Genomic DNA, 25,125 nt, shown 5'->3' on the forward strand with positions numbered 1-25,125 from the left:
AGGCATTATCCGGCAAGGAAGGAGGGTGGGCCAGACATGAAAATCCCACCGTCGCGCCGGGCACGACGGTGGGATTCGATTTAGCGCAGAAGCTTACTTGATCCGCTGACCTGGCTTGGCGCCGCTGTCGGGGCTGAGCAGGTAGATTTCCTCACCGCCAGGGCCCGCCGCCATCACCATGCCTTCGGAAATGCCGAACTTCATTTTCCGTGGCTTGAGGTTGGCGATCATCATGGTCAGACGACCATTGAGCTTGGACGGATCCGGATAAGCGCTCTTGATCCCGGAGAACACGTTACGTTGCTCGTCACCGATGTCCAGGGTCAGGCGCAACAGTTTGTCGGCACCTTCCACATGTTCGGCCTTAAGAATCAGAGCGACGCGCAGATCGACTGCCGCAAAGGCATCGAACTCGATCTCCGGCGACAGCGGATCCTTGGCCAGTTCACCGTTGCCGGCAGGCGCCGCATCGCCGGTGTCGGTTGCGCTGGCGGTCAGGTCTTCTTTCGAAGCATCGGTCATGGCTTGCACTTTCACCGGGTCGATACGGGTCATCAACGGTTTGAACTCGTTCAGCTGATGGTTGCTGAGCAGCGTTGCGTGATCGTTCCAGGTCAGCGGCGCGACGTTCAGGAACGCCTCGGCATCGGCGGCCAGCAGTGGCAACACCGGCTTGAGGAAGATCACCAGTTGGCGGAACAGGTTGATGCCCAAGGCGCAGATGGCCTGGACTTCGTCTTGCTTGCCTTCCTGTTTGTTCAGCGACCACGGCGCCTTGTCGGCGATCCAGGCGTTGGCACGGTCGGCCAGGCCCATGATTTCGCGCATCGCACGGGCGAAGTCGCGAGCCTCGTAGGCGTCGCAAATGCCTGGCGCAGCGGCGAGGAACGCGTCGGTCAGCTCTGGTGCGGCGTTACCCGCCACCAGCACACCGGCGTTGCCTTTCTGGATGAAACCGGCGCAACGGCTGGCGATGTTGACGACTTTGCCTACCAGGTCGGAGTTGACCTTCTGCACGAAGTCTTCGAGGTTCAGGTCCAGGTCGTCGACGCCACGGCCCAGCTTGGCCGCGTAGTAGTAGCGCAGGTATTCCGGCGACAGGTGGTCCAGGTAGGTCCGCGCCTTGACGAAGGTGCCGCGGGACTTGGACATTTTCTGACCGTTGACGGTCAGGTAGCCGTGTACGTTGATGCCGGTCGGTTTGCGGAAACCGGCGCCTTCGAGCATCGCTGGCCAGAACAGCGCGTGGAAATTGACAATGTCCTTGCCGATGAAATGGTACAGCTCGGCGGTGGAATCCTTGCCCCAGAACGCGTCGAAATCCAGGTCCGGACGACGGTCGCAGAGGTTTTTGAAGCTCGCCATGTAGCCGATTGGCGCATCCAGCCAGACGTAGAAGTACTTGCCCGGCTCGTCAGGGATCTCGAAACCGAAGTACGGCGCATCGCGGGATATGTCCCACTGCTGCAGGCCGGCGTCCAGCCATTCGGCGATCTTGTTGGCGACCGCGTCTTGCAGGGTGCCGCTGCGGGTCCAGGCCTGCAGCATTTCCTGGAAGTCCGGCAGCTTGAAGAAGAAGTGCTGGGAATCCTTGAGCACCGGCGTGGCGCCAGAGATCGCCGACTTCGGATCCTTCAGGTCGGTCGGTGCGTAGGTCGCACCGCATTTTTCGCAGTTGTCGCCGTACTGGTCTTCGGTGCCGCATTTCGGGCAGGTGCCCTTGATGAAGCGGTCGGCCAGAAACATTTTCTTTTCCGGGTCGAAGTACTGAGTGATCGAGCGCTGGGCGATGTGCCCGGCGTCGCGCAGCTTCAGGTAGATCTGGCTCGACAGCTCACGGTTTTCTTCGGCGTGAGTGGAGTGGAAGTTATCGAAGTCCACCAGGAACTCGGCAAAGTCGGCGCTGTGTTCAGCCTGGACGTTGGCGATCAGCTGTTCCGGGGTGATGCCTTCCTTTTCCGCGCGCAGCATGATGGCCGAACCGTGGGCGTCGTCGGCGCAGACATAAATGCATTGATTGCCGCGGTGCTTCTGAAAGCGCACCCACATGTCGGTCTGGATATATTCCAGCATATGGCCGAGGTGGATCGAACCATTGGCATAGGGCAGGGCGCTGGTGACGAGGATCTTGCGTGGCTCGGACATGGGGCTCGGCTACTTGATGAAACGGAGGTCGGCCACTATAAAGCGCCGGCGCATATTTTTCACCCCCGCGACCGGCATCCACGGTCCTTTGTAGCAGCTGCCGAAGGCTGCGTTCGGCGGCGAAGCCGTCGCCAATCCGGACACCCCGGATTACCTGAAACACCGCGATGTCCGGTTTACGACGGCTTCGCCGCCGAACGCAGGCTTCGCCAGCTGCTACAGGTAGCATTCAGCCATGGGTTATTTGTCACATCCTGAAAGCATGCCGTCCAGGCGAGAGAACAGGTACGATACCCGCCTGATTTTCCAGTCTTGTTATCGGAGTTGCCCATGAGCGCCGTCAATCGCGCAGCGGTGGAAGCCGTCCTTCGCCAATACACCGACCCTTATCTGAACCAGGACCCGGTCAGCGCCGGGTGCGTGCGCAATATCGACATCCAGGGCGATCGCGTCAGCGTCCAGCTGGAGTTGGGCTACGCTGCCGGCCTGTTCAAGAGTGGCTGGTCGCAGATGCTGCAAATGGCCATCGAAGGGCTGGACGGTGTGACAATCGCTCGTGTCGAGATCACCAGCGTGATCGCCGCGCACAAGGCACAGGCGCAGATTCCAGGCCTGACGAACGTTAAAAACATTGTCGCCGTGGCATCCGGCAAGGGGGGCGTGGGCAAATCCACCACCGCCGCCAACCTGGCGCTGGCGTTAGCGCGCGAAGGCGCCAAGGTCGGGATTCTCGACGCGGACATCTATGGTCCGAGCCAGGGCATCATGTTTGGCATCCCTGAAGGCACCCGACCAAAGGTCAAGGATCAGAAGTGGTTCGTGCCGATCGAGTCCCATGGCGTAGAAGTCATGTCCATGGCATTCCTGACCGACGACAACACGCCGATGGTCTGGCGCGGGCCGATGGTCTCCGGGGCATTGTTGCAACTGGTGACGCAAACCGCATGGGGCGACCTGGATTACCTGGTCATCGACATGCCACCAGGCACCGGTGATATCCAGCTGACCCTGGCGCAGAAAGTCCCGGTAGCCGGCGCGGTGATCGTGACCACCCCTCAGGATCTGGCTTTGCTGGACGCTCGCAAGGGCGTGGAGATGTTCCGCAAGGTCAACATCCCGGTGCTGGGCGTGGTGGAAAACATGGCCGTGCACATCTGCTCCAACTGCGGACATGCCGAGCATCTGTTCGGTGAGGGCGGTGGTGTGAAGCTGGCCAACCAGTACGGCGTCGAATTGCTGGCTTCATTGCCGCTGTCGATGGTCATCCGCGAGCAGGCCGATGGCGGCAAGCCAACGGTGATCGCCGAGCCCGACAGCCAGATTGCGATGGTGTACCAGGAACTCGCCCGCCACGTTGGCGCGAGGATCATGTTGCAGGAAGCGGCGACACCGGCGATGCCGAACATAACCATCAGCGACGATTGATCTGCGTCGCCTGTTAAAAGATCGCAGCCTCGCTTCGCTCGACAGCTCCTACATGGATTGGCTTACACCTGTAGGAGCTGTCGAGCGAAGCGAGGCTGCGATCTTTTGATCTTGCTTTAGATCCGCAACCCGCCATCCATTTCCAGAATCCGACCGGTGTAGTAGTCGTTCTCGAAAATGTACGCCGCCGAATGAGCAATCTCTTGCGGCTTGCCCATACGCTTGAGCGGAATCCCGGACGTCATCTTCTCCAGCGCTTCGGGCTTCATGCCCAACGTCATTTCGGTTTCGATAAAGCCCGGTGCAATGCCCGCCACGCGAATACCATAGCGCGCCAGTTCCTTGGCCCAGGTCACGGTCGCGGCAGCGACACCGGCCTTGGCGGCGGAGTAGTTGGTCTGGCCAACGTTGCCGGCGCGGGAGATCGAGGAAATATTGATGATCGCGCCACTGTTTTTCAGCTCGACCATTTTCGCCGCGACTTCACGGGTACACAGGAACACGCCGGTCAGGTTGACGTCGATCACCGCTTGCCATTGGGCCAGGCTCATCTTGGTCATCTCGCCGTCCTTGACCTTCAACAGCAGGCCATCACGCAGGATCCCGGCATTGTTGATCAGGCCATGGATCGCGCCGAAATCTTCGGCAACCTGAGCGACCATGTGCGTCACTTGTTCTTCGTTGGCGACGTTACACAGATAGGCGCGAGCCTCAACGCCCCTGGCTTTGCATGCGGCGACGGCCTCGTCGAGCTTTTCCTGGTTCAAGTCCACCAGCGCCAGCTTCGCGCCTTTGCCTGCGAAATACTCGGCCATGGAACGGCCTAAACCCTGGCAACCGCCAGTGATAATGATTACTTTGTCAGTGAGTTGCATTCGCATGCCCCAATAGGAGGTCAGAGTGGTTTCCTTTAAGAGGGCCTCTCGATCTGCACCTGCTGTGGCTTGGCTGCACATGAGAACTGCCCTGATGGCGTACTGGAAACATATCCCAGTTACCTGTCCGTTTTTTCGACGGATTCTATAGAAGGAGTCATAAATTGAGCGTTGAAGCGGCCAAGAATGCCCGAAAATTGCTTCTCAAGGAATACCGAGGCGTGTTGTCGACCCACTCCAAGGCCATGCCCGGTTTCCCGTTTGGCTCCGTGGTCCCTTACTGCCTGGATGAGCAGGGCCGGCCGCTGATCCTGATCAGCCGTATCGCCCAGCACACGCATAACCTGCAGAAAGACCCGAAATGCTCACTGTTTGTCGGCGAGCGTGGGGCTGAAGACGTGCAAGCCGTTGGTCGCCTGACCTGCCTGGCCGAAGCGGAAAAGCTCGAGGACGAGGCCGCCATCGAAGCAGCGGCCGAGCGCTACTACCGCTATTTCCCGGATTCGCGGAGCTACCACAAGGCCCACGATTTTGATTTCTGGGTGCTCAAACCCGTGCGCCACCGTTACATCGGCGGCTTTGGCGCGATCCACTGGGTTGATCAGCTGACGCTGGCCAATCCGTTTGCCGGCAAAACCGAAGCGGGCATGGTCGAGCACATGAATGCCGACCATGCCAAAGCCATCGCGCATTACGTAGAGCTGGCAGGTTTGCCGAAGGCAGAACCGGCACAATTGGCCGGTATCGACACCGAAGGCATGCACTTGCGCATTGGTCAGGTGCTGTATTGGCTGCCGTTTCAAGCGCCTTGTAATACGCCGACACAAGTCCGGGAAGCCTTGGTTTTCCTGGCTCACGCCGAACATTGGCCGAAAAATGAAGTGGCCGATGCTTGAATTCACGAATCGGCGACGTCATCTAGGGAAGACTGGCAAGGCATTCTTGCGTTGAGGAACCATTTGATGCGCCCTTTTTTATTGCTCTTTGTACTGTTTCCAGTGATGGAGCTGTTCGTATTCGTCAAGGTCAGCAGCGCGATCGGGTTTTTCCCGGCACTGCTGCTGGTCATTCTCGGCTCGATGCTCGGCGTGTTTGTGCTGCGTATCGCCGGTCTGGCCACTGCGCTGCGCGCTCGTGAAAGCCTGAATCGCGGTGAACTGCCGGCCCAGACCATGCTCGAAGGCCTGATGTTGGCCCTGGCCGGCGGTTTGTTGATCCTGCCGGGCTTCGTCAGCGATGTGCTGGGCCTGATCTTGTTGCTGCCGATCACTCGTCGGTTGCTGGCCAACACAATGCGCCGGCGTGCCGAAGCACAAGCCATCCGTCAGCGTGCATTCGCCGACGACCTGCAGCCACGTGGCGGTCCTGCCCCACGCGAGCCTCTGGGCCGGGAGCCGAATGTGATCGAAGGCGAGTTCGAACACCGCGATTCCAAGTAAATCGTTTCACCTGCACGGCACCTTCGGGTGCCGTGTTCGTTTTCGGGGCAGCGACGTAAAAAATTTCGATCCTCGCCCTTGTAATAAGCTTATGCGCCCTTATGTAACGGTCACCGCAAGGTTTCTGGCAATCATGCCAGACAGACTTCCGCGTCTCGCTAGTCGAGGCGCACCCGGCGCCGCCGGATTTGTTAAACCCGCCGGGAATACACCGGCCGATGAAAACCACAATTAGGAGAGATCGACAATGAAGCTTCGTCCTCTGCATGACCGCGTCGTCATCCGTCGCAGCGAAGAAGAAAAGAAAACCGCTGGCGGTATCGTCCTGCCAGGTTCGGCTGCTGAAAAAGCCAACAGCGGTGTAATCCTCGCTGTCGGCACCGGCCGCGTGCTGGACAACGGTGAAGTGCGTGCACTGGCCGTGAAAGTGGGTGACAAGGTTGTGTTCGGCCCGTACTCCGGCAGCAACACCGTGAAAGTTGACGGCGAAGACCTGCTGGTAATGGCTGAGAACGAGATTCTCGCTGTTATCGAAGACTGATCCCCGCTCATTTTCCCGCTACTACAAAGTATTTAAGGAATATCGATCATGGCTGCTAAAGAAGTTAAATTCGGCGACTCCGCCCGCAAGAAAATGCTCGCCGGTGTAAACGTCCTGGCTGACGCAGTAAAAGCGACCCTGGGCCCTAAAGGCCGTAACGTGATTATCGAGAAGAGCTTCGGCGCTCCGACCATCACCAAGGACGGCGTTTCCGTAGCCAAAGAAATCGAGCTGAAAGATCGCTTCGAAAACATGGGCGCGCAGCTGGTCAAAGACGTTGCCTCCCGTGCCAACGATGACGCAGGCGACGGCACCACCACCGCTACCGTTCTGGCTCAATCGATCGTCAACGAAGGCCTGAAAGCCGTCGCTGCCGGCATGAACCCGATGGACCTGAAGCGCGGTATCGACAAAGCGACCATCGCTATCGTCAAAGAGCTGAAAGCCCTGTCCAAGCCTTGCGCTGACACCCGCGCAATCGCTCAGGTCGGCACCATCTCGGCCAACTCCGACAGCTCCATCGGCGACATCATTGCCGAAGCCATGGAAAAAGTCGGTAAAGAAGGCGTGATCACTGTCGAAGAAGGCTCGGGCCTGGAAAACGAACTGTCGGTTGTTGAAGGCATGCAGTTCGACCGTGGCTACCTGTCCCCGTACTTCGTCAACAAGCCAGAGACCATGACTGCCGAGCTGGACGGTCCGCTGATCCTGCTGGTCGACAAAAAGATCTCGAACATCCGCGAAATGCTGCCAGTACTGGAAGCCGTTGCCAAAGCCGGCCGTCCACTGCTGATCGTGGCCGAAGACGTTGAAGGCGAAGCCCTGGCGACTCTGGTTGTGAACAACATGCGTGGCATCGTTAAAGTCGCAGCCGTCAAGGCTCCAGGCTTCGGCGACCGTCGCAAGGCCATGCTGCAGGACATCGCTGTTCTGACGGGCGGTACCGTTATCTCCGAAGAGATCGGTCTGAGCCTGGAAAGCACTACCCTGGAACACCTGGGTAATGCCAAGCGCGTGATCCTGTCCAAAGAAAACACCACCGTGATCGACGGTTCGGGCGTTGAGGCTGACATCCAGGCTCGCGTACTGCAGATCCGTCAGCAAGTGGCCGACACTTCGTCCGACTACGACCGTGAAAAACTGCAAGAGCGTCTGGCCAAACTGTCCGGCGGCGTTGCAGTGATCAAGGTTGGCGCCGGTTCCGAAGTTGAAATGAAAGAGAAGAAAGCCCGCGTTGAAGACGCCCTGCACGCTACCCGTGCAGCCGTTGAAGAAGGCGTGGTACCTGGCGGCGGCGTGGCACTGGTTCGCGCACTGCAGGCTATCTCCGAGCTGAAAGGCGACAACGATGACCAGAACGTTGGCATCCAGTTGCTGCGTCGCGCTGTTGAAGCGCCACTGCGCCAGATCGTTGCCAACTCCGGCGACGAGCCAAGCGTAGTAGTCGACAAGGTCAAGCAGGGTTCGGGTAACTACGGTTACAACGCTGCTACCGGCGAATACGGCGACATGATCGAAATGGGTATCCTGGACCCGGCTAAAGTGACTCGTTCGGCTCTGCAAGCGGCTTCGTCGATTGCCAGCCTGATGATCACCACCGAAGCCATGATCGCTGAGATCAAGGAAGACGGTCCAGCTGGCGGCGGCATGCCAGACATGGGCGGTATGGGCGGCATGGGCGGCATGATGTAAGCCAGCCTTACCCCCTACGAAAAAACCCCGCCTGCGCTAAGCAGGCGGGGTTTTTTTTTATTACCCGGATTCTGAGATTCACATCGGACTATTGTGGGAGCGAGACCGGCTTGCCGGCGAAAGAGGCCGTGTCATTCAACATCAATGTTGAATGACAAACCGCTTTCGTCGGAACGCCGCCCGGAGCCGGCTCCCACAGGGGATTTGCGGTGTTTCAGGTGTTGACCGGTTGTGCTTCGGACTCTCTTTCGGTCTTCGAGGCCGGTTTATACAAAATGCAGTAATAGGCCCCAAAACAGATCAGCCAGCAGAAAATCGCTGTCCACACGTTGTGCGAGAAGAAGTGCGCACCCTGCATCATCCGGCTCACGGAAAACACCGTGCCCAGGGCGAAGGCGAAAACAAACGCTTTACGGGCCAGGCGCGGGCGACGATCACGCAGTACAAAGAACAACGCAAACAGCGAGAAACCGGTAGCCGCATGACCACCGGGCCAGCAACGGCCAGGTTTGTCGGTAGGCGGGCGCGGGCTGAGCAGTTCGCTGTAGGTTTCGTGACCGCCGAACTGCTCCAGGCTCCAGGGGCATTGCACCGCCGTCACCGCTTTGACCGGAGTGACAAAGGCTGTCGCCAGTGCCAGCGACAGCACCAGACAGCCCAACTCCCGTTTGAACGGCTTGAGCTTGTCGACGAAAAAGGAGGCAATGAAACCGAAGATCGCAAGCACCGAAAAGGCGATGACCACTTGTTTGGCCCGGTCGTGCACGATGTCTTCCAGAAAGCGATTGTGCCGCCCGATGAACTCACCCGCGACCGGGTCATAGAACAGCTTGGCAAGGGACATGTCCAGGGACGTCAGTTCGAGCAGCAGTAGAGTGATTGCCGCAATGGCGGGAATTCCCAGGCACACCCAGAAATTGAGAGGGCGAGAGGCGGGACGGACAGCAGTTGACGACATGATGGATCCTGAACAATAGAAAAGCGGAATCTGATCGTTGTTGATCGGCAAGTCTTCTTTACCTGCGCTGCCAGCCGTGTGGCCGGCGACGAAGGCGAAGATTGTATTATCGAACCACGGCTTTTTGCGCGCCTGATCGAGAAACTGACCAATGGCATAGTCGGTGTACTTCACTGCACCGTCGCGGGCCACTTTAGCCATGTTGCGATTTGATAGTAATAAACTTGTTAATCCCCACATTTAGCGGGTGAATCGATTGGCACGATCCCCAACCCTAGCTCTGAGCCACCGTTGGCCTTAAGCTGCGCGGGCCAAGACGGCCGTTACTGTGTACGGAGTAGATGCCCATGCGAATTTTATTGGTTGAAGACAACCGCGATATCCTGGCCAATCTGGCCGATTACCTGGGGCTCAAAGGCTATACCGTGGATTGCGCGCAGGACGGTTTGTCAGGCTTGCACCTGGCGGCCACCGAGCATTACGACTTGATCGTGCTCGACATCATGTTGCCTGGTATTGACGGCTACACCCTGTGCAAGCGTCTGCGTGAAGACGCCCGGCGCGACACACCGGTGATCATGCTCACCGCTCGCGATCAACTGGACGACCGCCTTCAAGGCTTCAAATCCGGCGCCGACGACTACCTGATCAAACCCTTCGCCCTATCCGAACTGGCCGCGCGCATCGAAGCCGTCATGCGCCGTACCCAGGGTGGAGGTCGCCGCACTTTGCAGGTCGCCGATCTGAACTACGACCTCGATACCCTTGAGGTGACCCGCGAAGGTCGCCTGCTGAAACTCAACCCGGTCGGCTTGAAGCTACTGGCCGTGCTGATGCAGAAAAGCCCTCACGTCCTGCGTCGCGAAATTCTCGAAGAGGCTCTTTGGGGCGATGACTGCCCGGACAGCGACAGCTTGCGCAGTCACGTGCACCAATTGCGTCAGGTGATCGACAAACCGTTCGCCAAGCCATTGCTGCAAACCGTGCACGGCGTGGGTTATCGCTTGGCCGAGGGGCGTAATGGAGTTTAAGCAGAGCCTCGCTCAACGGATCATCATCGCCTTTGCGCTCATGAGCGCCCTTGTAGCGGGAGCCTTCGCCATGGGCATCATGGCGACTGTGCACCTGATGGAAGAAAAACTGATATCGGGCGGCCTGGGTGGCGATCTTCAGCGACTGTTGCTGATGGACAGTGTCACGGACTGGAGACATCGCCCCGAACCGGACCAACTGTTCTATTTCAGCGGCGGGCCGGGCGACTTCCAGTTGCCTAAGGATTTGCGCCACCTTGAGCCAGGTTTTCACGAAGTGTTTCGTGAAAACCTGTCGTACCATGCCATGGTCGAAATCGTCGACGGTCGGCGTTACGTGCTGTTGCAGGATCAAAGCGATTTCGAAGAGCGTGAGCGCGTGCTGTTTGCCGTGGTGCTGGTGGGCTTTGTACTGAGCCTGGCATTGGCAGTGTTTCTCGGCTGGGTGCTGGCGCGCAAGGTGATGGCGCCCGTGGTGCGGCTGGCCCGTCAGGTTCGCCACCGTGATCAATTGTTGGGGCTGGCACCGCCACTGGCACCGGATTACGCGGCCGATGAAGTGGGCGAACTGGCTGTGGCCTTCGACACGACACTGGGGCGCTTGCGCCAGGCGTTGAGCCGGGAGCGACTGTTCACCAGTGATGTCAGCCACGAACTTCGCACCCCCTTGATGGTGCTGGCCAGCTCGTGTGAGCTGCTGCTGGAAAACCCCGGCATTGATCAACGCGGCCGTGCTCAGGTCGAGCGAATCGCCCGTGCCTGTGAGGAGATGCGTGAGCTGGTGCAAACCTTCCTGATGTTGGCCCGCGCACAACGTGAAGACGCCAGCATGTCACCACAGCAGTCTGTGAGCCAGGTAGCCAATGGACTGCTTACGCTATGGCGCGAGCCGATCGAGGCCAAAGGGCTGAAGCTGATCTTCGAACCGTGCAATCCGCACGGTACGGAGAGTCCTTACAACGCAACGCTCCTGCACGCCGTCATGGGTAACTTGCTGCGTAACGCACTGCATTACACCGAGACCGGGTTCATCCGTCTGACTCTGACGCCCACGGGTTTCGTGGTCGAGGACAGTGGGGTGGGCATTCCCGAGGAAAAGCGCGAGGCGATGTTCGAGCCTTTCGTTCGTGGCTCTGAAAAACGCGGTGAGGGCCTGGGGCTGGGGCTCTCGCTGGTGCAGCGGATTTGCGAAAACCAGGGTTGGAGCGTCAGCCTGACGACCATGAAACCCAATGGCTGCCGCTTTCACGTGGAGTTGCATCCCTCGAAGGCGGCCTGATCGATTTATTCAAGGCGACTCGCCCCGAGCCATCGCGGTCGTACATCACTAAATTTTCACAGGTGCGTAACCTGACACTGACACCAATGTACCTAAGTTAGTGCTTATCAGTCGTTAGGAGACCTTGATGATGGACGGCCCGATCAAACTGGATTTTTCCGAAAAATACGACGATCAGCACGCTCAACACTACCTGCGCAAGTATAAGGACGGGTTAGGCCGGCGCCTGTCCCACTGGCGTGATGAACAACTGGCCCGTAAGGCGCTGGCACTGGTCGATGAGCCGGGGCTGGTCCTTGATTTGCCGTGTGGCGAAGGGCGTTTCTGGCCATTGCTCGCAGAGAAAAGCAATCGCGCAATCATCGGTGCCGACAACTCCGAGTCAATGCTGAAGATCGCCATGCAGACGCAACCCGCCGATGTGGTGAAAAGGGTGCAACCCATGCTCATCTCGGTATTTGACATCGCCTTGCCTGATAACGCCGTCGACAGCATTTTCTGCATGCGCTTGTTCCATCACATCGGTGAAGCCGAGCATCGACTGGCGATTTTACGTGAGCTGGAGCGTGTCACCCGTGACAGTGTGATCCTTTCGTTGTGGGTGGACGGCAATTTCAAAGCGTGGCAACGCAAGCGTGCAGAGAAAAGCCGTGGGCAGGTCGGTTACCAAAACCGATTTGTGTTATCGGCTGCCACTGTAGAAAAGGAATTCGAACAGGCGGGTTTTCGTATCCAGGAACAACTGGACTTTTTGCCACTCTATGCAATGCGGCGAGTGTACGTATTACGCAAGAGGTGACCGGCTGGCGCTCCGATCGATCTCTTGACCGCCCGTCGTGCCGCTGCCCATGACATGCAGCAACTGCGTCGCCGCTCGTCGTTCAGGACGACGGACCGGGAAAAATTCGACTACTTTTATAAGACGGCGTTTGGCAGCGCTATCAAGGGTTTATAGCAATGAAACTCGAAATTGCACGAGGTATATTTTTGACGGGAGCCTTGGCAGTGGCTTCACTGGCGGTGGCGGCCTGGGAGCAGCCCCGCACGCAAGTCCTCAGTTCAATGAGCGCTGACGCTCAATGTTCTATGCCACGCGTAGCCAAGGCCTCCGTGGCAACTCGCCCCGATCATGATTTGTTGCTGTTCATGTTCGGACTTTCTCAAGGATTGAGGCCGCAAAGTTGAACAGATTAAAGCCAAAATAAAAGGCCTCCAATGCGAGGCCTTTTTTTTTGCGCCCTTCAATCTTGCACCCCCCCTGTAGGAGCGAGCCTGCTCGCGAAGGTGTGTCATTCGACACCGATGCAGCTGACACACCTTCGCGAGCAGGCTCGCTCCCACAGGGGATTATGTATGTTCCTTAGGCTTATCGGGTTTTGCCAACAGCGTGTACACGCAAGGCAACACGAACAAGGTAAACAGTGTTCCGATGGACATCCCCGTGGCGATCACTGTGCCGATGTCGAATCGACTGACGGCGCCCGCGCCCGTGGCGATGATCAATGGCACCATGCCAAACACCATCGCGGCGGTCGTCATCAACACCGGACGCAGACGTATCGCCGCCGCTTCCTCCACCGCCTCGCGGGGCGTCAGGCCTTTGTCTTTGCGCAGCTGGTTGGCGAACTGGACAATCAGGATCCCGTGCTTGCTGATCAGACCGATCAACGTCACCAATCCCACCTGGGTGTAGATGTTCATGCTCGACCAGCCCAGGAACAGTGGGATCAATGCGCCGCAAATAGACAGGGGGACCGTCACCAGAATCACCAGCGGATCGCGGAAGCTTTCGAACTGGGCGGCCAGTACCAGGAAAATAATCGCCAGTGCCAGGCCAAAGGTGACCCACAGCGCGCTGCCTTCCTGGACGTATTGGCGCGATGCGCCGGCATAGTCGAAGGCATAACCTGCCGGGGCCTCTTCGCGGGCGATCTGGCGCACGGTGTCGATGGCTTCCCCCATACTCACCAGCGGGACGCCGGAAAGGATGGCCGAGTTGAGCTGCTGGAACTGGTTCAACTGCCGCGGTCGCGCCCGGTCGGTCACGGTGATCAGGGTCGACAGGGCCAGCAGTTCGCCTTGGGTGTTCTTGACGTAATAGTTGTTCAGCCAGTCCGGGGTACTGCGGAAGGGTCGTTCAACCTGAGCAATGACTTTGTAGCTGCGGCCTTCAATGGTGAAACGATTGATCTCCGCTTCACCCAGCAACGTCGCCAGTGTGCCGCCCAGCTCCTGCATCGATACGCCCATCTGCGCCGCCTTGGCACGATCAATGTCCACCACCACTTCCGGTTTGTCGAATGCCAGGTCGACGTCGGCGAAGGCAAACTTGCCGGTTGCCAGCGCCCGCTTTTTCACCCGGTCAGTCACTTCCAGCAGCGACTCGTAATCGTTGGCGGAGTTGATGACAAACTGAAAGGGCAAGCCCTGGCCAGTGCCCGGCAGGGAAGGCAGGTTGAAGCCGAAAATCTGTAACCCGGGGATGCTTGCCAGCTTGGCCTGGACCTGCGGAAGGATCTGCATCTGGGTCCGGTGGCGCTCGTTCCACGGTTTGAGCAGGAAACCGCCGACCCCCGATTGCACACCATTGAATCCATTGATCTGGAACGAAGAGTAGTACTCGGGAAACGCCTTGAAGATCGTGACGAACTCGTCCGTGTAGGTGCTCACGTAGTCCAGGTTGGTCGGTTGCGGGGCGTTGGCCAGCATGAAAATGATGCCTTGGTCCTCGTCCGGTGCCAGTTCCGATTTGGTGAACTTGAGCAGCACCGGAATCAGGCACAGCACGATCACCGCGAACACCAGCACCACCGGCCGGGTGTTGAGCGTGCCATGGAGCAGGCTCCGGTAACGGCGCTTGAGACCTTCGAAAATCAGGTCGAGGCGATGAGCCAGGCCGCTGGGGTTTTCATCGTGACGCAGGAGCAGGGCGCACATCATCGGCGATAGAGTCAGCGCGACAATGCCAGAGATCACCACGGCCCCGGCCAGGGTCAGGGCGAACTCCTTGAACAGCGCTCCGGTCAGCCCCGTCAGGAAACCGATCGGGGCATAGACTGCCGCCAGTGTGATGGTCATCGAGATCACTGGCATGGCGATTTCCCGGGCGCCCTCGATGGCTGCCTCCAGCGGCGTCTTGCCCTCTTCGATGTGCCGATGGATGTTTTCCACCACCACAATGGCGTCGTCGACCACCAGCCCGATGGCCAGGACCATTGCCAGCAAGGTCAGCAGGTTGATCGAGTAACCCATCATCTGCATGAAAAACATCACGCCAATCATCGACAGCGGGATAGTGACGACCGGGATCACCACTGAGCGCAGCGCCCCGAGGAACAGGAACACCACCACGATAACGATCAGCACCGCTTCAAACAGGGTTTTGATCACCTCGTTGATTGAGGCCTGGATGAACAGCGTGGCGTCGTAGGCGATTTCACCTTTGAGGTTCGGCGGCAGCTGGGCCTCCAGGTCCGGCATGATCTTGCGCACTTCCTTGATCACGTCCAGCGGGTTGGCGCCGGGCGTGGCCTTGATGCCGATATACACCGAGGGTGTGCCACCAAAGGAGCTGATGGTGTCGTAGTTTTCCGCGCCCATTTCAACCCGCGCCACATCGCTGAGCAGCACGCGACTGTCGCCTTCGACCTTGAGCGGAATCGCGGCAAAGGCTTCGGCGGATTTGAGCTCGGTGTTGGCATTGATACTGGTGACCACGTACTCGCCTTTCACTTCGCCGGCAGCCGAGAGGAAGTTGTACTGGCGCACCGCGTTGGTGACGTCGCTGGCGCTCAAGCCGAAACCGGCCAGTTTTACCGGGTCCAGCCACAGGCGCATGGCGAATACCTGATTACCGAGAATCTCGGCTTCGGCCATCCCCGGCAGGGTCGCGAGTTTCGGCTGGATGACCCGGGACAAGTAGTCGGTAATCTGCGGGTTGCTCAGTTCCTTGCTGAAGAAACTGATGTACATCAGCGCCGAGGCATCGGCGGCTTCCTTGCTCAGTACCGGGTCTTCAGCGTCCTGGGGCAGCTTGTTTTTCACCTCGTTGGCCTTGGCCAGCAGTTCGGTAAACAAGCGATCACTGTTGGAGCCGACGCGGGCGTAGATCGAAATCACCGAGAAGTTCTGGCGGCTGACCGAGGTCATGTAATCAATACCCTCGGCGCTGGCCAGGCTCTGCTGCAGCGGTTGGGTGATGTAACCCTGGATGGTTTCGGCGTTGGCCCCAGGGTAGGCGGTGGTCACCGTGATCAGGGCGTTTTCCATTTGCGGGTACTGGCGCAGCGGCAATTTGCTCCAGGCCTGGAAGCCCAGCAGCACAATCAGCAGGCTGATCACGGTGGCGAGCACCGGGCGACGGATGAACGGGTCGGTAAAAGCCATGGGGATTCCTTGATCAGTCCGCGCGCGGCTGACTGCTCTTTTCGGCGAGGGTCTTGTCGTCGCTGATGGCAATGTGCGCGCCGTTGTCCAGTTTGATCTGGCCGGCAGTGACCACTTTTTCGCCGTTCTGCACGCCCTTGGTAATCATCACCTGCCCATCGCGGCGCTCGCCTGTTTCGATGAAGCGGCGCTCGGCGATCAGGATCGGCTGGCCCTTGTCGTCCTTTTCGACGGTGCCGTCTTCGGCCTTTTTCTGCGCGACAACATAGAGCGAGTTGCCGTACAGCGTGTAGGTGATCGCGCTTTCGGGCACCACAATGCGCGGCTGCGGGTCTGGCAACAGGACCTGCAGGCTGGCAAACATGCCCGGCAGCAGTTTGCCGTCAGGGTTGGCCAGGGTGGCGCGGACCTGAACGTTGCGCGTGCTGTTCTCGAGTTTCGGGTTGATTGCACTGATGGTGCCGGGAAAGGTCTGGGACGGATAGGCCGCGACAATGACTTCTACCGGCTGGTTAATGGCGATCTTCGGTACCGATTGCTCGGGGATGAAAAAGTCGACGTAGAGACTGCTGAGGTCTTGCAGGGTGGCGATCATGGTGCCGGTGGCCACATAGTCGCCGACGTCGACCTGGCGAATGCCGATGGTGCCGCTGAACGGCGCCAGGATGCTTTTTTTACCGAGCGCAGCCTTGAGCTGGTTGACCGTGGCCTTGCTCTTTTTCAGGACCGCCGAGAGTCGGTCGAACTCGCCTTTGGAAATGGCCTGGCTACCGACCAGTTGACTGCCACGGTTGTAATCCAGCTGCGCCAGCCCGAGGTCGGCAAGCGCGGTTTCCAGCAGGGCGCTTTCTACGGCGCTGTCGAGCGTAACGATCGGCTGGCCGGCCTTGACCCTCTGACCTGACTGGAACTGCACATCCGTGACGGTGCCGTCGGTCTCCAGGCTAAGGTCCACCCCTTGCAATGCCTTCAACGTACCGACGGTGGGCAAACGGACTTGCCACGGGCGCTCGGTGGCAGTGGCCACAGCGACACTTATCGGCGGTTTCGGCGCGGAGAAGCCTTGAACCATCGTGTAGATGGAGAAGGCTTTGTAACCGGCGAGCACCAGCACGACCAGCAGAACAACACCCAACATGATCAGCATGCGGCGACGCAGCATAGTTCCATTTCCTTGGAGAAAATCAGGTGAGACAGTCGGGAACATTACTCCGAGTGCGCGGCTGATTCCAACTGACACCTTTCGAAATGGCTACCCCCTGCGTTCGGCTACTGTAGGAGCGAGGCTTGCCTGCGAAGGCGTCAGTTCTGACACCCCGCGTTATCGTTCTTCGCGAGCAAGCTTCGCTCCTACAGGTCAGATGTTCAGATGAGGTGCAGGTGGTTGTCCCAAAGGCCGGCAGGGAGCTCAAGCGGTTTTGCAACTAGATCGGTCTGACGGCAATCGTAGTACCGGCAGCGTCCTTGACCGGAGGTCACGACAAAACCGTCGGCCACGGCCCCGACCCCGGCGCAATCGGCAAGCGGCGCGTCCAGGCGCACTTCAGCGCTGTCCAGGTCCCAGATGAAAAAGCGGTTGCCCCGAGGCGCGGTCAACGCGACCAGACGAAGTTCGCTGTGCACCGCGACGCTGGCGGTGTAATGCCCCATGGCTTGCAGTTGATGCTCGGGGACCGGGAAGGCCACGAACGGTTGGCCGGGACGTTTGATGGCCAACAACTGCGACAGCTCGTGAGCATCGCCCATGAACTGTTGGCCCGCGACGATGGTGCCGTCGCCGGCAATGCCCAAATGCCGCACGCTGTTCATCTGTTGGGCGAGGGTTTCCTTGCTCAACAGGGTGCCGTCGCGTTGCATCAGCACCAGGCTCGGTTCCATGGCATTGAGGTTCATCTCGACCCGGCTTTCGGCCTCGGTGCGAATCCCGCCGTTGGCCACTACCAGGGTTTCGCCGTCCGGCATCCACGACACTTGATGCGGGCCGACGCCGTGGGTAGGAATCTCGCCGCTGTGGATAAGTTGCCCCTCTTCAAACTTATACACACCCAGCACGCCGCGACCTGGATCTGAGGTGTCGTTCTCGGTGGCGTACAGCCAGTCGCCGCTCTTGTGAATTACCGCATGACCGTAGAAGTGCCGGTTCGGTTGCGAGACCACGGTTTGCAGCAGCGCGCCATCGCGCAGGTCGATCAGGTAACTCTCGGTGCCCGGCCTGCGGGCGACGAATAGCGCAATCGGCAGCGTCGGATGGTTGATGATGTCATGGCAACGCTGGCCGACCTGGGTCGCAAACACCCGGGTGCCGTCCAGCCGATAGCCGACGGCATAATGCTTGCCGTCGTTATCGTCCCGCGCCGAGAGCAGCAGCGGGCTTTTGTCCTTATGCCTGAACAGCGTCCAGCCGCCCAGTGTCACTGCTCCCAGCAGTAAACTACCTAACGTCAGAGCCTGGCGTCGCAGCATGGCACTCACCCTCATCAGTCACCGTCGTTGGCGTTGAAGCCCAGTTGAATGCCCAGCGCCTTGGCCAATTCGCCTTCGTGCAGGCGATGGACGACGTTGAGGCTGTCGTAGAGGTCATTGAGTTGCTGGCGACCCGCATCGTCGTTGAGCATTTCGGTCAGCGAGCGCTGGTTGCTGGCGAACAGTTTCAGGGAGGCGGCGTAGGCGGCGTCGATCTTGTCGGCCAGCGCTTTGTGCTCACTCGGCAACAGACCGCGCAGGCCTTTGTTGTCGACACCTTCCCACACCGTTTTGGCGGCAGCGAGACTGGCTTCCATGCCGGTCAGGGACGATTGGCTGCGCCAGGCATCGGCCTGGAACGGTTGCGGCACGCCTTTAGTCTGGCGGCCCATCGGCGTGCCGAGTTTTTTCTTCAGGGTGTCGAGTGCGGTGACTTGCACGCGCAGCAGGTCAGCGATGGCTTCGTGGGAATCGGCGTAACGCTGGTTCGGGAATTTGCTCATCTGCGCGAGCATGCCGTCAGTGCTGTTCCAGCTGTTCAGAATCTCTTGCGCCAGCTGTTTCTGACGTTCGCCAATGGCCTTGAGCAGTGGGCAATACTTGGCCTTTTGCGCATCGTTGGCCACGTCCGGTTTGCTGTCGAACAGAATGTATTCGTAGGCCGAGAGGCCTTGTACCACGACGCTGGACTTGGCCAGGGCGGCGGCATCGATTTGCGGTTGCGCAGTGACCAGTTGCTCGACCTGACGGCCGACGAGGTTTTTCTTATCCGGCCAGAATTGCACCTGCCAGGCGCGATTGCCCTCGGCCAGCGGCCCGATCAGCAGCGGTTGCAACTCGGCCCAGGCCTTTTGCGCATGCAGGAAATCGGCGCGGGCGGTGTCGAGGTTTTCCTTGCCTTCGCAGTAGGCCAGTGCGCTGACAGCCAATTGGCGGTCGGCTTCAACCCAACGGGTGTAGGTCGGCAGGATCACTGATTTGGCGATTGCCGCCGAAGTGACGGCCTGCGGGTCCTGAGGCGAACAGGCGCCCAGGGCCAGTGCTGCAAGGCTGGTGAACAACAATTTGGGACGGAACATTCGGGCTCCCGCTATGGACACGTATTAAAGGGAATTCAAAAACGCCAGCAACGCTGCGCGCTGCTCGGCATTGAAAGACAAAACCTGTTGCTGCGCGCCTTTGGCTTCGCCGCCGTGCCAGAGCACGGCTTCAAGCAGATTGCGGGCGCGGCCGTCATGCAAAAACTGAGTGTGGCCACTGACCGCTTGCGTCAAACCGATGCCCCACAACGGCGGCGTGCGCCAATCGCGGCCACTGGCCTGGAATTCGCTGCGGTTGTCGGCCAGGCCGTCGCCCATGTCATGCAGCAGCAGATCGCTGTAGGGGCGAATCACTTGATTGGCCAGTTCAGGTTCGGCGGCGTTGGCGGCGGTGGTGTATTTGGGGGTGTGACAGGACTGACAACCGGCCTGGAAAAACAACGTTTTGCCGGCCAGCACGTCGGGCGCGCTGACATGGCGACGGGCGGGAACCGCAAGGTTACGGCTGTAAAACAGCACCAGGCGCAGGATGTTGTCGCTGACTTCTGGTTCGCCATCGGGGCCGCTGCCATTCGGTGCCTGTTTGCAGGCCGTTTGTGCGTCGGTGCAGTCATCAACGGTTTTCAGACTGGTCGTGAGCCCCATGTCACCAGAAAACGCATGAGCATTTTGCTGGTTGAGGTTGGGTTGCCCGGCTTTCCAGCCAAATCGGCCGAGAACGGTTTTTTGCTGCGCGTCATCCCAGACCCGGTTCGGGCGTCCGGCGATGCCGTTTTTGTCGGCGGCTTGTGCGGCAGCATTGGCCAGGATCGCTTCCTCGGGAATCGCTTCGAGCAAGCCCAGGCCAATCATCGGCGGCGCGACCCTGGCCGAGAAACGGGTGTCGGGGTGCATCGGGCCATAGCCGAGCCGGGTGATGTTCAGGCTCGGCTTGCGCAACTCGACGTCGGTGCCGTCCTTGAAGCGCACGGCAACCGGCGTGTAATCGACGCGCACCTTGCCTTCCGGGGCGACGCCAGGCACGGCCATGTCCTGCAATTGCCCGCCGTAGACCGGCTCCGGAACGACGCCGAGCCGTTCGATCACGTTGGCATAGGCCGGCGCATCGGGAATCGACAGGCGCACCAGCATGGACACGGCATTCGGCGAATCCGGGGTTGGCGGATGGCCACGGCCGTCCTTGATGTGGCAACCCTGACAGGCGTTGGTGTTGAACAGCGGGCCGAGGCCGTCCCGGGCGGTGGTGGTCGACGGCGCGATCACCCACGGGCTTCGGAAGAAACTGTTGCCGACGCTGAAGTCCACCCGCCGTGACGGCGGCAAGTTAGCGGAAGGCAGGGAGAATGAGTTCTGATCGGTCTTGCGCACAGTGGCGCTGCCACCGGACCGGGCTTCACCGGGTTCGGCCTTGGTAAAGCGCGGGGCGTCATCGCAGGCACTCAGGCCCAGGGCCAGAAACAGAGCGGACAAGCGAAGCAGCAGCGGGGACATCAGGCATCCTGCAAAACGAGCAAAACAAGGGCGCAAAGTCTAACAGGGCAGGGGAGTTTGAATAAGAGGAATTATCGTTTGGTTGATGTGGAGCAGGGTTTATCCGGAAACCACGATCCCCTGTAGGAGCGAGCTGTGTTCGTGGGCATGAAAAAGGCGACCCGAAGGTCTAATGCCAGTCAGTTAAGAAAATCTCAGGCGAAACACGCTCTTGGTAGCAGCTGGCGAAGCCTGCGTTCGGCTGCGCAGCAGTCGTAAAATCAGGCGGCGCGGTGTTTCAGGAAGACCTTGCGCTCAGGTTTTACGACTGCTGCGCAGCCGAACGCAGGCTTCGCCAGCTGCTACAGATCGCGTTACGGCTTAACTGACTGGCATTAGCCCGAAGGTCGCCTCTTTGTTCAGTCAGCGTTGATCAAAATTCGTGATCAGCGTTGTCCGGGTTCAGGTCGGTGATGCCCAGTTTGGCAGCGGCGGTTTCGATCGAACCGGTCTGTTTGACCAGGGAAGCAATAGCGTCGCGGACGATCTGATTGCCAGCGGTGTTTCCGGCAGCGATCAGTTGGTCGTAATGCTCACCCTTGTTGGCGTGATCAACCATGACCTGGATCTTGGCTTCGGTCGTGGCCAGATCAGCTTTCAGGGCAGTGTCGGCAGCCGGATCAACGGCGGCCACCAGGGACGACAGGCTGGCGCCGGTCATTTTGGTGCCGTCGACGCGGGTGTATTCGCCCAAATACACGTTACGAATGCCTTTGGCATCGTAGAAGTGTGAATTGTGGGTGTTGTCGCTGAAGCAATCCTGTTCGTCTTCAGGGGAGTTGGCTTCCAGGGAAACCTTCATGCGCTCGCCCGCCAGCTCGCCCAGGGACAGACTGCCCATGCCGAACAACATTTTGCGCAGGCCGGTTTCAGTTGGTTCCGCTTCCAGCTTGGCGCGGTAGTTGTCGGCCACGTTCGGCTTCCAGTTACCGACCATTTCTTCCAGGTCGCTGACCAGCAGTTGGGTCACGGATTTCAGGTAAGCGCGACGGCGATCATTGTGACCGCCAGTAGCGCCGGCGCCTTCCAGGTAGTCGGAAGCAGGGCGGTTACCGGCACCAGGGCCAGTGCCGTTAAGGTCCTGGCCCCAGAGCAGGAATTCGATGGCGTGGTAGCCAGTAGCGACGTTGGCCTCGGAACCGCCCAACTCGTTCAGGCTGGCGAGTTTTGCCGGGGTGAGGTCTTGTACGTCGACCTTGTCTTCGCCGATCTGAATTTCGGTGTTGGCGATGATATTGGCCGTAGCCCCCGGGTTACCGAGTGCGTGTTCGTAGGATTTGTCGACGTAGTCGATCAGGCCTTCATCCAGAGGCCAGGAGTTAACCTGACCTTCCCAGTCATCAATGATGGTGTTGCCGAAGCGGAACACTTCACTCTGCAGGTAAGGAACGCGAGCAGCAATCCAGGCCTCTCTGGCGGCTTTGAGTGTGTCGGCGTTCGGCTTCGCAAGGAAGGCATCGACGGCAGCTTGCAGGTTTTTCGCGGTGGATTCGGCATCACTGTAAACGGCGAAGACCATGTCGGCGTAATGCGCAACAACGGCTTTGGCGGCAGCTTCATCGACTTTGCTGGCAGCGGCGGGAGCCTTGGCTGGAGCGGTCGTGGCGGCGACTGGTGTAGGCGCTTGCGCCGCGACGGCCTTGTCTTTGCCTTCGCCACAACCAGCGAGGGAAATAGCGATGGCCAACAGACTGGCGGTGGCCAGAGGCATACGAATCATGGCGAACATCCTGCTTCGAAAAAGGGTGGAATGGCGCTGCACGCGCGCAAAGCTGCGACATAATGCAAATCTTTCGCATTATGTGTAAAGCGTTGTAGCTGGAAATATTTCTTATTCAGCTTAAACGATCGCAGCCTCGTTTCACTCTGTAGGAGCGAGCTTGCTCGCGATGGACGTGAACGATGACGGGTGTTCTCTGAAAAAATGCGCGGCCTTCAAATTCTTCGCGAGCAAGCTCGCTCCTACACAGAGTACGATTTTTTTACAGAATAGCCGCATTAGTGCGCTGGGCCTGTTTCAGGTAGGCACCCAGCTCCCGTGCCGGCAGCGGTTTGCTGTAGAAATAGCCCTGACCTTCGTGACAGCCTTCAGAGATGATGTAGGCCTCTTGCTCGGCGGTTTCCACGCCTTCGGCAATCACCTGCATGCCCAGGCTTTTGCCCAACTGGATAATGGCCCGAACGATGGTCGCATCGTCGTCGTCATCGAGCAGGTCCTGAACGAAGCTCTTGTCGATCTTGATCTTGTCCAGCGGCAGGCTTTTCAGATAGCTCAATGACGAATACCCGGTGCCGAAGTCGTCAATGGCGATCAGCGCGCCGGAACGACGCAGGCTCAGAAGGTGCTGGGCGGCGGTGCTGATGTCTTCCATCAGGCCGGTTTCGGTCACTTCCAGTTCCAGGCTGCGCGGTGGCAGGCGATAGATCTGAAGCAGGTTATTGACCACTCGCGGCAGCTCGGCATGGTGCAGTTGCACTGTGGACAGGTTCACCGCCATGCGCAGGTCGCCGAAACCCTGGTCATGCCAGTCGCGCAATTGCTTGCACGCCTGGTCCAGTACCCATTCACCAATGGCGATGATGGTGCCGTTCTGTTCGGCGAGGGGGATAAACAGGTCCGGCGGCACCAGCCCGTGTTCAGGATGTTGCCAGCGAATCAACGCCTCGACGCCCACCACGCGGTGATCGCGATAGCTGATCTGCGGTTGATAGACGAGGTAGAACTGATCGCGGGCCAAGGCGTCGCGCAGGTCTTTTTCCAGCTCGCGACGGCGGCGCATTTCGGTGTCGACGCTGGCAATATAAAACTGGTATCGGTTGCGCGAGCGCGTCTTGGCCAGCGTCATGGTTTGTTCGGCTTTTTGCAGCAACTTTTCGGTGCTGTTACCGTCCTCGGGGAACAGCGTGATGCCGATGGTGGCGCGCAGGCGAATCTCTTGATGATCGAGGGCAAACGCCGCTTCCAGGTCATCGAGAATGCTTTGGGCCAGTTCGGCTGCTTCGTAGGGTTGTTCGATATCAGCCTGAACCAGGGCGAACTGGTCGCCGCCGAGGCGAGCAAGGGCGCCAAGGCGACCACTGTGGGCTCGCAAGCGATCGGCCAAGGCCAGCAACAGTTGGTCGCCGGTCTGGTAGCTGAACTGTTCGTTGATGCCCTTGAAGTCATCGAGGCCGACACACAGCACTGCGACCCGACGCTGCAATTTGCCTGCGTCGACAAGGATTTTGTCCAGCTGCTGCTGCAATTGCTGGCGGTTCGGCAGGCCGGTCAGGAAGTCGTACTGGGCCATGCGCAACAGGCTGTTTTCCGCTTCATGGCGTAAATGGGTGTTGCGCTCGATGGACTCGAGTAACTGGTTGGCGGTGTTAATCCAGATCCCCAACTCGTTTTTCTCGTGCCCTTTGAGCTGCGGAATTTTGTGTGCGCTGGGGCGGTCCGGGTTGATTTCGGTCAGGTGTTCGATGATCCGCGACAGCGGTTTGGTCAGCAGCCAGTGATAAACCAGATACAGCACCAGGCCCATGGCCAGTGCGCGCAAAACGCCGGAAATAAAGATGATCACCGAACTGACGATAAAACTCTGGCCGTAGGTGGCGGTGTCGAGGGTAATGCTCAGGTCGCCGTAATACTCGCTGTAAGGGCCGCGACCCACCAGTTGGGTGGTGAAGGTGCGTTCCTTGCCGAGGATCAGGTCGGTCAGCCAGCGACTGTGGGAGTGCTGCAACTCACGAGATTTTTGCGCAAGCATGGCTTCGTTGGGATGGCCGATGGAGGCCTGGCGCACGGCATCGTCCTGAAACAGGCCTTCGATGACCTGCATGCCCATCTCCCGGTCCAGGCTGTAGACGGCCTGGGTCGAGGGGTCGCGGAACATGTCGAGGATGCGCTGGGCATCGGTGGCAACGGCCTGATGTGTTTTATAGGCATCGAAAACAATCTGCGCGCAGCTCAATACCACGCCGACGATCAATGCCGACAGGAGCACGACCCGGAGCAACTTCACCGACAAGCTGTTCTTGAGTTCCAGCTTCAAAGAGTCATTCCTTGTTCCGTGCGGGTAGCATCAAGTTGCCATGAGTATTGGCAATCCCGTGATGGCAGTCAAAGGGACATTCATTCACAGGGGATTTTGACTATGGCTTGGCCGATATGCTGCTGTTTGGAGACAGTGACCTATTAGCACTGTGTCGGTTGTCGAGTCCTTCAACTTGAGAGGAATGTGAGCCTGTTTTCCTTTCGTTTGATGTTAGACGGCTGTGGCGGCGGGGCAAGGTGCTGAATGCGGGTTTCAATGTGGGAAATTGCCCCGTTTTTGCAGAT

19 protein-coding genes and 2 pseudogenes are annotated in these 25,125 nt (G+C 59.0%); 10 read left to right on the top strand and 11 right to left on the bottom strand.

Annotated elements, in window-relative coordinates; all coding sequences use genetic code 11:
* Nucleotides 1–93: 93 nt before the first annotated feature.
* On the bottom strand, nt 94–2,145 hold the full coding sequence (metG, locus tag ACM6IR_RS24315) for a methionine--tRNA ligase (protein WP_414910034.1): 2,052 nt from the start codon (nt 2,143–2,145) through the stop codon (nt 94–96).
* A gap of 330 nt (nt 2,146–2,475) precedes the next feature.
* On the opposite strand from metG, the gene apbC reads away from it, so the two are divergent.
* Complete coding sequence (apbC, locus tag ACM6IR_RS24320) at nt 2,476–3,570, top strand: iron-sulfur cluster carrier protein ApbC (protein WP_414910035.1); 1,095 nt, start codon at nt 2,476–2,478, stop codon at nt 3,568–3,570.
* Nucleotides 3,571–3,686: 116 nt separating this feature from the next.
* On the opposite strand, the gene ACM6IR_RS24325 is transcribed toward apbC, so the two are convergent.
* A complete protein-coding gene (locus ACM6IR_RS24325; RefSeq protein ID WP_414910036.1) occupies nt 3,687–4,445 on the bottom strand; it encodes an SDR family oxidoreductase in 759 nt (252 codons plus the stop codon).
* Nucleotides 4,446–4,609: 164 nt separating this feature from the next.
* On the opposite strand from ACM6IR_RS24325, the gene ACM6IR_RS24330 reads away from it, so the two are divergent.
* The 4 genes from ACM6IR_RS24330 to groL all read left to right on the top strand — a co-directional run bounded on the left by ACM6IR_RS24330 (nt 4,610) and on the right by groL (nt 8,117).
* Nucleotides 4,610–5,341 carry a HugZ family protein gene (locus tag ACM6IR_RS24330; protein ID WP_414910037.1) on the top strand — a complete coding sequence of 244 codons (732 nt, stop codon included), beginning with the start codon at nt 4,610–4,612 and terminating at the stop codon, nt 5,339–5,341.
* Nucleotides 5,342–5,407: 66 nt separating this feature from the next.
* The gene (locus ACM6IR_RS24335; protein ID WP_414910038.1) at nt 5,408–5,884 is read left to right on the top strand and encodes an FxsA family protein; all 477 of its coding nucleotides are present in this window, start codon (nt 5,408–5,410) and stop codon (nt 5,882–5,884) included.
* 247 nt (nt 5,885–6,131) lie between these two features.
* Nucleotides 6,132–6,425, top strand: a complete 294-nt coding sequence (locus tag ACM6IR_RS24340) for a co-chaperone GroES (protein ID WP_414910039.1) — start codon at nt 6,132–6,134, stop codon at nt 6,423–6,425.
* A gap of 48 nt (nt 6,426–6,473) precedes the next feature.
* Complete coding sequence (gene groL, locus ACM6IR_RS24345; protein WP_414910040.1) at nt 6,474–8,117, top strand: chaperonin GroEL; 1,644 nt, start codon at nt 6,474–6,476, stop codon at nt 8,115–8,117.
* A gap of 214 nt (nt 8,118–8,331) precedes the next feature.
* Here the strand turns inward: groL and ACM6IR_RS24350 are convergent, their stop codons facing one another.
* Nucleotides 8,332–9,075: a phosphatase PAP2 family protein gene (locus tag ACM6IR_RS24350; protein WP_414910170.1), complete on the bottom strand. Its 744-nt coding sequence runs from the start codon at nt 9,073–9,075 to the stop codon at nt 8,332–8,334.
* Between the two features lie 27 nt (nt 9,076–9,102).
* Nucleotides 9,103–9,315 (bottom strand): annotated as a pseudogene (locus ACM6IR_RS24355) (sulfatase-like hydrolase/transferase); the annotation flags it as partial.
* Nucleotides 9,316–9,422: 107 nt separating this feature from the next.
* Between ACM6IR_RS24355 and colR the strand changes: the two are divergent.
* From colR to ACM6IR_RS24380, 5 genes and pseudogenes are all read left to right on the top strand, one after another.
* Nucleotides 9,423–10,106, top strand: coding sequence for a two-component system response regulator ColR (gene colR / locus ACM6IR_RS24360; protein WP_414910041.1), 684 nt, complete (start codon nt 9,423–9,425; stop codon nt 10,104–10,106).
* Entirely contained in the window at nt 10,096–11,385 is a 1,290-nt protein-coding gene (locus ACM6IR_RS24365) for a sensor histidine kinase (RefSeq protein ID WP_414910042.1), read from the top strand. Before colR ends, ACM6IR_RS24365 begins: the two co-directional genes overlap by 11 nt.
* Nucleotides 11,386–11,515: 130 nt before the next feature.
* On the top strand, nt 11,516–12,184 hold the full coding sequence (locus ACM6IR_RS24370) for a class I SAM-dependent methyltransferase (RefSeq protein WP_414910171.1): 669 nt from the start codon (nt 11,516–11,518) through the stop codon (nt 12,182–12,184).
* A gap of 24 nt (nt 12,185–12,208) precedes the next feature.
* Nucleotides 12,209–12,340 (top strand): annotated as a pseudogene (locus ACM6IR_RS24375) (InaA protein); the annotation flags it as partial.
* A 2-nt stretch (nt 12,341–12,342) separates the two neighbouring features.
* Nucleotides 12,343–12,570 (top strand): hypothetical protein, encoded by a 228-nt coding sequence (locus ACM6IR_RS24380; RefSeq protein ID WP_414910043.1) that lies wholly within the window; start codon nt 12,343–12,345, stop codon nt 12,568–12,570.
* Between the two features lie 162 nt (nt 12,571–12,732).
* On the opposite strand, the gene ACM6IR_RS24385 is transcribed toward ACM6IR_RS24380, so the two are convergent.
* The 7 genes from ACM6IR_RS24385 to ACM6IR_RS24415 all read right to left on the bottom strand — a co-directional run bounded on the left by ACM6IR_RS24385 (nt 12,733) and on the right by ACM6IR_RS24415 (nt 24,838).
* Entirely contained in the window at nt 12,733–15,771 is a 3,039-nt protein-coding gene (locus tag ACM6IR_RS24385) for a multidrug efflux RND transporter permease subunit (protein WP_414910044.1), read from the bottom strand.
* Between the two features lie 13 nt (nt 15,772–15,784).
* Nucleotides 15,785–16,933, bottom strand: a complete 1,149-nt coding sequence (locus ACM6IR_RS24390; RefSeq protein ID WP_414910045.1) for an efflux RND transporter periplasmic adaptor subunit — start codon at nt 16,931–16,933, stop codon at nt 15,785–15,787.
* Nucleotides 16,934–17,136: 203 nt separating this feature from the next.
* Nucleotides 17,137–18,234 (bottom strand): DUF1513 domain-containing protein, encoded by a 1,098-nt coding sequence (locus ACM6IR_RS24395; RefSeq protein ID WP_414910046.1) that lies wholly within the window; start codon nt 18,232–18,234, stop codon nt 17,137–17,139.
* Between the two features lie 14 nt (nt 18,235–18,248).
* Nucleotides 18,249–19,313, bottom strand: a complete 1,065-nt coding sequence (locus ACM6IR_RS24400) for an imelysin family protein (RefSeq protein ID WP_414910047.1) — start codon at nt 19,311–19,313, stop codon at nt 18,249–18,251.
* 24 nt (nt 19,314–19,337) lie between these two features.
* Entirely contained in the window at nt 19,338–20,765 is a 1,428-nt protein-coding gene (locus ACM6IR_RS24405) for a di-heme oxidoredictase family protein (protein WP_414910048.1), read from the bottom strand.
* Between the two features lie 412 nt (nt 20,766–21,177).
* Nucleotides 21,178–22,524: an imelysin family protein gene (locus tag ACM6IR_RS24410; protein ID WP_414910049.1), complete on the bottom strand. Its 1,347-nt coding sequence runs from the start codon at nt 22,522–22,524 to the stop codon at nt 21,178–21,180.
* A gap of 262 nt (nt 22,525–22,786) precedes the next feature.
* A complete protein-coding gene (locus tag ACM6IR_RS24415; RefSeq protein ID WP_414910050.1) occupies nt 22,787–24,838 on the bottom strand; it encodes a putative bifunctional diguanylate cyclase/phosphodiesterase in 2,052 nt (683 codons plus the stop codon).
* Nucleotides 24,839–25,125 lie beyond the last annotated feature (287 nt).

It is taken from the genome of Pseudomonas sp. IT-P253 (assembly GCF_949768125.1).
Lineage (GTDB): Bacteria > Pseudomonadota > Gammaproteobacteria > Pseudomonadales > Pseudomonadaceae > Aquipseudomonas.